The 1,815-nt window shown below is 44.6% G+C and carries 2 protein-coding genes; both read left to right on the top strand.

Going from position 1 to position 1,815, the window contains the following annotated elements; all coding sequences use genetic code 11:
* A partial coding sequence (locus ACS8FC_RS13970) for a CTP synthase (protein ID WP_439297201.1) occupies positions 1-1,143 on the top strand: 1,143 nt, incomplete at its 5' end.
* Positions 1,144-1,359: 216 nt separating this feature from the next.
* Positions 1,360-1,815: DAHP synthetase I family protein (locus ACS8FC_RS13965; RefSeq protein ID WP_459112957.1), on the top strand; the 456-nt coding region annotated here is incomplete at its 3' end.

Below are 1,815 nucleotides of genomic sequence, written 5' to 3'. Positions count from 1 at the left end.
GGCCGTAACCGTGCCATGCTAATGCACCTCACTTTAGTGCCTTATATTGCCAGTGCTGGTGAGACCAAAACCAAGCCGACACAGCACTCTGTAAAAGAGCTACGCTCAATCGGTCTACAGCCTGACATCTTGATCTGCCGCTCTGACCATCATATCTCGCAAGATAACCGTCGCAAGATTGCGCTATTCACCAATGTAGAAGAGCGTGCGGTCATCATGTGTGAAGATGCGCAAAGCATCTATCAAATACCGCGCACATTACATGAGCAAGACCTTGATGATCTCATCTGTGAGCGTTTTGGTCTTGATGTGCCTGAAGCGGATTTGAGCGATTGGGATAAAGTGGTTGAAGCCCAGCTAAATCCTGAAGGGACAGTGACAGTTGCGATGGTTGGCAAATACGTTGAGCTACCAGATGCTTATAAATCGATCAACGAAGCATTGCTGCATGCAGGTATCACGCATAAAGTCGATGTGAAGATTGACTATATTGATGCTGAGCGTTTAGAAAGTGATGACACTCTATTGGCGCAGCTAAAAGATGCCAATGCTGTCTTAGTACCAGGCGGTTTTGGTGAGCGCGGTACGATGGGTAAAATAAAAGCCATTACCTATGCTCGTGAAAATAATGTGCCATATCTAGGCATTTGCCTTGGTATGCAGTTGGCCGTGATTGAGTATGCGCGTAATGTACTTAATATCAATGCAAACTCTTCTGAGTTTGATCGTAAGACAGCTGAGCCTATCATTGGGCTTATCACCGAATGGTTAGATGAGCGCGGCGAGCTACAGATTCGCAGTGATGACTCAGACCTTGGTGGCACGATGCGTCTAGGCGCACAGCAAGCCGAATTGGTTTCTGGTAGCAAGCTAAGCCAGATTTATGGTGCTAATAATATCACTGAGCGCCATCGCCATCGTTATGAGATGAACAACCGTTATATCGAGCCATTAGAGCAAGCGGGTATGACGATCTCTGGTTATTCTGCTAAACAGCACTTGGTAGAGTCAGTTGAGATTTCTGAGCATCCATGGTTCGTTGCGGTACAGTTCCATCCTGAATTTACTAGCTCACCACGCGGTGGTCATCCACTGTTCAATAGCTTTGTCAAAGCGGCGAAGAACCACAGCGAAGCAAAATAGCTCTCAGAATGTAGTGTGTATTGAAAGTGTTTGTTATAAAAAAGACTGATCTTGGGATCGGTCTTTTTTTTGGCTCAATGTTGAGCAATGCGAATAGTTGCTCAATGATTATCGATATTGGTGATATCTAATTACGCTTGCATACTTTTTTTCATCAAGCTATCCGTTACAATATGGGACAGACATATTCATAACAAGATAAGAGGTAATGGCTAAATGGAAAACCTATTAACGGCGCAATCACACATTGCACTTAACACGCCTAATAATAAGACAATCAACATTGGTAACGACCAACCCTTTGTACTATTTGGTGGGATGAACGTCTTAGAATCTAAAGAGTTGGCGTTTGAGATTGCTGAGCAATACGTTGAGATATGTGAGCGCTTGGGTATCGGCTATGTGTTTAAAGCGAGTTTTGATAAAGCCAACCGCTCAAGCCTGCATTCTTACCGAGGGCCTGGACTAGAGCAAGGTATCGACTGGCTTGGGCAGATCAAAGAAAAATTCCAAGTACCTATCATTACCGATGTGCATGAACCACATCAAGCCGCACCAGTCGCTGAAGTTGCCGATATTATTCAGCTGCCAGCCTTTTTGTCGCGTCAGACGGATTTAGTCCATGCAATGGCAAAGACAGATGCCATCATTAATATCAAAAAGGCGCAGTTT

The sequence above is a fragment of the Psychrobacter sp. 1Y4 genome, assembly GCF_051847555.1.
This window is presented reverse-complemented; position numbering and strand designations above follow the sequence as displayed.